Raw genomic sequence first — 6,071 nt, 5'->3', positions numbered from 1 at the left:
TAAATCGCGTATCCTGGGGGCTTGGCAGCCGCTTTCTTGAGGACGACAGCGGGCGTCAGCGTCTTTCGCTGGGTGTTGGGCAAGCGCTGTACTTCGAAGATCGCCATATAGGTATGGAGGGTGATCCGGATACGCTGCCGCGCAATCCTCAGCAATTTTACCAGAGTACGCGCAAGCGCTCGCCTCTGGTGACGCGGCTGGACTGGCAGGTAACCGACCAGTGGCGCAGCTACTGGGAATGGTTATATGACGATCATCAGCGCCGGACTGATCGGGCAACCTTGGGTATTCAATACCGCGCAGATGCGGGCCACGTGCTTAACTTCGGGTATCGCTGGGAGGCTGAAGGCTTCAACCCCTTCGCTGACGAAGATGACCGATTGAGCTATAACCGCGAAGAGTATGACATGTCGTTTGCCGTGAAAGCGCTGCCGCAGCTTGACGTTATCGGGCGGGTGATTTACGACAACACCAATGATCGGGCACTAGAGCAAATGGCCGGTGTGCAGTGGAATGACTGCTGTTATGGCCTCCAGTTGGTGTGGCGGGAGTGGATAGACGACAACAATACGGCCAATACCCTCAGAGATGATACAACCGACCGGGGAGTTTTCCTGCGCTTCGTCTTTAAGGGGCTGGGTGGCGTGGGCGGTGCAGCCGATACGTACTTTAGCAGCGCGATACCAGGGTATCGTGGCGCAGAACTTGAATAAGCCACAGAGCTACCAATCATGAACAGAGGGAAGAGACATATGGTGAGTCAACGTATCATGGCGCTGGGCTTGGCGCTGTGCCTGGGGCTGAGTGCTTTAAGTGCGCAGGCGCAGCAGCGCGAGCCGCTGGATCGTATTGCTGTGGTGGTCAATGAAGGGGCGGTGATGGTCTCTGAGTTGAATGACCGTATTGAGCAGACAAGAATGCAGCTCCAGGCCCGGGGCCTTGAAGAGCCACCTGCGCAGGTGCTGAGTGAGCAGGTAGTAGACCGCATGATTCTTGAAGAAATCCAGCTGCAGCGCGCTCAGGAGGCCAATCTCAGCGTGGACCCTACCGAGCTGAACCGCCAACTACGCGCGGTTGCCGAGGGTAACGGACTAAGTCTGGAGCAGTTTGCCGATCGCCTGGAGGCCGATGGCATGTCGCTGGAGGTGGTGCGTGAGCAGGTGCGACGTGAAATGCTGATGCGTGAGCTCCAGCAGCGCGAGGTGGCTGGTCGGGTCAATCTTTCTGAGCGTGAGGTGGATCGTTTCATTGAGCAGCAGGGTAATGCCATCAGCCGTGAACAGGCCCGCCAGGAGTTGTTTCAGCGCAAGGTGAATGGCGAGATGGAAACCTGGCTGCAGGAAATCCGCGCCGAAGCCTTTGTGGATGAGCGTCTCGGGTTCAATTCGTGACCCAAAGCCCGACTCAAGGCCCGATACTGGCCCTGACAACCGGTGAGCCGGCCGGCATTGGCCCAGAGCTTGCCGCTATGCTGGCTGGTAGAGCAAATACCGGTCATCGTGTGGTCGCCATTGGGGATCCTGAGCTTCTGGCTCAGCGCGCAGCGCTGCTGGGTGACTTCCAGTCGTCGCCTCTGGAGATTGTTGAGATTGGTCTTGATGATGAGGTTCCCCAGGCCAGACCGGGTCGGCTGCCGGTATGGCCAGTGACGCTGGCTGAGCCGTCTAGGCCCGGGGTGCTGAATACCGCCAATGCTGACTATGTGCTCAGAACGCTGGATCTGGCTGTGAAAGCCTGCCAGAGCGGCGCTGCCCAAGGCATGGTGACTGCGCCGCTGCATAAGGGTGTGATTCGTGACGCGGGACATCACGCCTTTACCGGCCACACAGAGTATCTGCGCGACGCCTGTGGCGTTGATGAGGTAGTCATGCTGCTGGCGACGGACCAGGCCTTGCATGCCAGTGCTCCAGGCTGGAAGGGAAGTGCTGCACTACGGGTCGCGCTGGTGACTACGCATTTGCCGCTGCGTGATGTGGCTGACGCCATCGTGCCGTCGCGTCTTGAGCAGATCATCGAGCTGCTGGCCGCTGACCTGACACGGTGGTTTGGCCTGAAAGCGCCGCGCATTGCGGTCTGTGGCCTGAATCCCCATGCCGGGGAGGACGGGCACCTGGGCACTGAGGAGCGCGATATTATTTCGCCAACTCTCCATCGGTTGCGCCAACGTGGCTATATTCTCGATGGCCCCTTGCCGGCCGATACGCTGTTTACCCCGCCACATCTTGCTGGGATTGATGCTGTGCTTGCCATGTATCACGACCAGGGGTTGGCGGTGCTCAAGTACGCCGGATTCGGCCGCGCCGCCAATATCACCCTGGGATTGCCGCTGGTGCGGACGTCGGTGGATCACGGCACTGCCCTGAACATTGCCGGCACAGGCACTGCCGATCCGGCCAGTTTACGTGTGGCAGTGAATCTGGCTGCTGACATGGCAGAGTACGAACAAAGGACTTCCGAATGACTTCCCGGCCTGTGTTACACCGCGCCCGCAAACGCTTTGGTCAGAACTTCCTGCGTGACCGTGGGATCATTTCGGCCATCGTTCGCTCCATTGGGCCACGCCCCGGCGAGCGTCTGGTGGAAATTGGCCCGGGGCAGGGGGCTTTGACTGAGCCCTTGATCGAGGCAACGCAAGGCCATCTGGAAGTCATCGAGCTTGATCGCGACCTGATTCCAGGCCTTCGGGTGCAGTTTTTTAACCACCCCGGCTTCGTCATTCATGAAGGCGATGCGTTGAAGGTCGATTTTCGTGAGTTGTGTGGAGAAGGTGCGCCACTCCGAGTAGTCGGCAATCTGCCTTACAATATTTCCACGCCATTGATTACCCATTTATTGGGCGCTGGCGATGCCGTTGCAGACATGCATTTTATGCTGCAGCAGGAAGTGGTGGAACGGCTTGCTGCGTCTGAAAATGACTCCCAGCGAGGCCGGCTTTCAGTGCTGGCGCAATATTACTGTAGTGTTGAATCACTGTTCAGCGTTCCGCCGGAAGCCTTTGTGCCGCAACCTAAGGTGGTTTCTGCTGTGGTGCGGCTTACACCACACGCCACCTTGCCGTATCAGGCCAAAGACGAAACGCTGCTGTTCTCGGTTGTTCGCGAGGCTTTTGCCCAGCGTCGCAAGACCCTGCGTAACAACCTCAAGTCGCGACTGGATGATGCGGCTTTTGCGGTGCTGGATATTGACCCCGTGCGCCGCCCCCAGACACTGAGCGTGGAAGAGTTTGTGCGCATCGCCGACTATATTGTCGATCGCGGTGACGGTTATGCCCCCGACGGTGAGGAGCAGAATACATGAGCCGTGCATGTGCCGACCAGGTTGAAGTGCAGGTGGTGCCTGACTTCTGTAGCGAGGAGTCCGATGTGGATGAATCGCGCTTTGTCTTCAAATACACCATCAATGTGCATAACCACTCCGGGCAGAACATGCAGCTGCTAGCTAGGCACTGGAAAATCACCCAGTCCAGCGGCGAGGTCCATGAGGTGCGGGGCAAAGGGGTGGTCGGCCAGCAACCGATGATAGCCCCTGGTCAGGCCTTCAGCTACACCAGTCGGGCGATAATCGACGGCCCGGTGGGAGTGATGGAAGGCTCTTTCACCTGTGTAGACACAGCGACCCAGCGGCCTTTTGAAGTGGCTGTTTCAGCGTTTCGTTTGGCAGCACCTAACCAGGTGCATTAATAGAGGCTGTCATGACGACCTATGCTGTCGGGGATCTTCAGGGCTGCCATGCTGAATTTGTCGAGCTGTTGGAGCGACTGTCCTTCCGGCCTGGCCGTGACCAGCTGTGGCTGGCGGGAGATCTTGTCAATCGTGGGCCGGCATCCCTTGAGTGTTTGCGTGAGGTGATGGCGCTAGGCAGCAGTGTCAGAACCGTGCTGGGTAATCATGACCTGCACCTGCTGGCCGTTGCTCGCGGCACAGGAAGTCTCAAGCCCCATGACACCCTGCAGGGGGTTCTTGAGGCTGTTGACCGCGAGGCGATACTTGACTGGCTGCAAAGTCAGCCTCTGGTGGTGTGCCAAGGGGAGGCACTGATGTGTCATGCCGGTTTGCTGCCGGGCTGGACTCAGGCCCGGGCCGTGGCGCTGGCTGATGAAGTTCACGCCGTGCTCGTCAGTGAATCCGCCGGCGAGTTTCTTGCCCAGATGTATGGCAATAATCCCGACCGCTGGGACGAGTTGCTGGAAGGCGTTGACCGTCAGCGAATGATCGTTAACGCCTTTACCCGTATGCGCTTTATTGATGCGGCGGGCCGACTGGACTTTGCCGCCAAGCAGGGCCTGGATAGCGCGCCATCGGGCTTTCTTCCCTGGTTCCAGTACCCGCGTCACGATGACATCCGTATCCTGTTTGGTCACTGGGCAGCGCTTGCGGGTACTACACCAGGTAGCCGTGTGCGCGCCGAGGCATTGGACACCGGCTGTGTCTGGGGGGGTAGCCTGACCGGCCTGAATCTCGATACCGGCGAGCGCATCAGCGTGCCTGCCGGCAGGTCTGCCATCAACAACTGATCAAAAGATTGAGCTCATGATAACACCCACTTTTCAGCACTTGGATACCGGGACGCTTGAGTGTTGGCTCGATGAGGCCGCACCTGTGACACTGGTGGATATTCGTGATCCCGGCAGCTTTTCAAACGGCCACATACCGGGTAGCCGGCACCTGGACAACGACAGCGTAGCGGCATTCATACAGCAGGCGTCCACAGAGCATCCCATGGTGGTGGTCTGTTATCACGGCCATTCCAGCATGCAGGCAGCGGCATGGCTGGTAGCCCAGGGATTTGCCGAGGTGTATAGCCTGGATGGTGGTTACAGCGAATGGCAGTTGCGCTTCCCGACCCGGGTGGAGACTGTCTGACGGTATGGCGCTTCCTGATGCGATTAACGGTGATGACCCTTGCGACGGCCTGCAAGTGTATCGCGTGGGTGGAGCCGTCCGCGACGCCCTGCTTGGTTGGTCGGTCAAGGACACCGACTGGGTGGTAGTCGGTGCCACTGAGGGCGACATGCAGCGCAGAGGTTTTCGTGCCGTGGGCCGAGATTTTCCGGTGTTTCTGCATCCGCAGAGCCAGGAGGAATTCGCCCTGGCGCGCACCGAGCGTAAGTCTGGCCACGGCTATACTGGCTTTATCGTGCATGCGAGTCCTGACGTTACCCTTGAGGAAGATCTTGCTCGTCGCGACCTGACCATCAACGCTATGGCCGAATCTGCTGACGGCCAGTTGGTTGACCCCTTTGGCGGGCAAGCCGACCTTGAGATGCGGCTCTTGCGTCATGTGTCCCAGGCTTTTGTTGAAGACCCGCTGCGTGTATTGCGCACGGCTCGTTTTCTGGCCCGCTATGCGATGCTCGGTTTTACCATTGCCCCAGACACCATGACACTGATGACTCAGCTCTCCACCAGCGGTGAACTGGGTCATCTGGTCTCCGAGCGGGTCTGGGTGGAGACCGAGAAAGCACTCGCTGAGCCAACCCCTGGCGTGTATTTTCGTACGCTTGAAGAGTGTGGTGCTCTGGCTGTGCTGATGCCTGAGCTGATATCTGAGAGTAGGGATAAGTCGTTAAATGAGTTGCAAAGCCCGCTGGCTCAGGCGCTGGAGCGTCTCCAGCAGCTGCCTGAGTGCCTGGATGATATAGCTGTTTGGTGCTGGGGGCGGCTGGTTGAGGCGCTTGGTGCTGCCGAGCGCAGCACGCTGGCTGAGCGCCTGAAACTGCCTAATACCTATCGCCAGGTCGGTGAGTTGCTTGCCGAGACCCGAGAGCTGACGCAGAGAGCCTGTTGCCTCGACAATGCGCAAACAGCCGAGGCGATCATGAGCTGGTTGGGCGCTATCGATGCCTGGCGGCGCAGTGAGCGGGTCGAGCCGCTAGTTGCAATCGTATCGCTGGACTCGCCGAGACTGGCAGCCCAGATAGAAACAGGCTGGCAGGCCGCCAGTGCGGTGAAGGCCAAAGCGCTCGTTGAAGAGGGCTTCAAAGGCGGCGAGTTGGGCCAGGAGCTTTGCCGTCGCAGGCTGAAGGCGCTGGCAGCGGCGCTTGGCGAGTCTGGCTGATGCGCGTTTCAGCT

8 protein-coding genes are annotated in these 6,071 nt (G+C 59.1%); all 8 read left to right on the top strand.

Annotated features, from left to right (window positions below; genetic code table 11):
• The coding region (gene lptD / locus ACTH3D_RS02345; protein WP_441664844.1) for an LPS assembly protein LptD at positions 1 to 713 on the top strand (713 nt) is incomplete at its 5' end.
• 39 nt (positions 714 to 752) lie between these two features.
• Complete coding sequence (locus ACTH3D_RS02340) at positions 753 to 1,391, top strand: SurA N-terminal domain-containing protein (protein ID WP_441664842.1); 639 nt, start codon at positions 753 to 755, stop codon at positions 1,389 to 1,391.
• Positions 1,388 to 2,461, top strand: a complete 1,074-nt coding sequence (gene pdxA, locus ACTH3D_RS02335) for a 4-hydroxythreonine-4-phosphate dehydrogenase PdxA (protein WP_441664840.1) — start codon at positions 1,388 to 1,390, stop codon at positions 2,459 to 2,461. Before ACTH3D_RS02340 ends, pdxA begins: the two co-directional genes overlap by 4 nt.
• A complete protein-coding gene (rsmA, locus tag ACTH3D_RS02330) occupies positions 2,458 to 3,297 on the top strand; it encodes a 16S rRNA (adenine(1518)-N(6)/adenine(1519)-N(6))-dimethyltransferase RsmA (protein WP_441664838.1) in 840 nt (279 codons plus the stop codon). Before pdxA ends, rsmA begins: the two co-directional genes overlap by 4 nt.
• Complete coding sequence (apaG, locus tag ACTH3D_RS02325) at positions 3,294 to 3,680, top strand: Co2+/Mg2+ efflux protein ApaG (RefSeq protein WP_441664836.1); 387 nt, start codon at positions 3,294 to 3,296, stop codon at positions 3,678 to 3,680. The genes rsmA and apaG overlap by 4 nt, the downstream gene beginning before the upstream one ends.
• Positions 3,681 to 3,691: 11 nt before the next feature.
• Positions 3,692 to 4,513 (top strand): symmetrical bis(5'-nucleosyl)-tetraphosphatase, encoded by an 822-nt coding sequence (locus ACTH3D_RS02320; RefSeq protein WP_441664834.1) that lies wholly within the window; start codon positions 3,692 to 3,694, stop codon positions 4,511 to 4,513.
• A gap of 16 nt (positions 4,514 to 4,529) precedes the next feature.
• Positions 4,530 to 4,862: a thiosulfate sulfurtransferase GlpE gene (glpE, locus tag ACTH3D_RS02315; protein WP_441664832.1), complete on the top strand. Its 333-nt coding sequence runs from the start codon at positions 4,530 to 4,532 to the stop codon at positions 4,860 to 4,862.
• 4 nt (positions 4,863 to 4,866) lie between these two features.
• Positions 4,867 to 6,057, top strand: coding sequence for a polynucleotide adenylyltransferase (locus ACTH3D_RS02310; RefSeq protein WP_441664830.1), 1,191 nt, complete (start codon positions 4,867 to 4,869; stop codon positions 6,055 to 6,057).
• The last annotated feature ends 14 nt before the right edge of the window (positions 6,058 to 6,071 follow it).

The sequence above is a fragment of the Halomonas sp. genome, assembly GCF_052095765.1.
Lineage (GTDB): Bacteria > Pseudomonadota > Gammaproteobacteria > Pseudomonadales > Halomonadaceae > Halomonas.
Note: the sequence above shows the minus strand (reverse complement) of the source record. Positions and strands in the feature narration are given on the sequence as shown.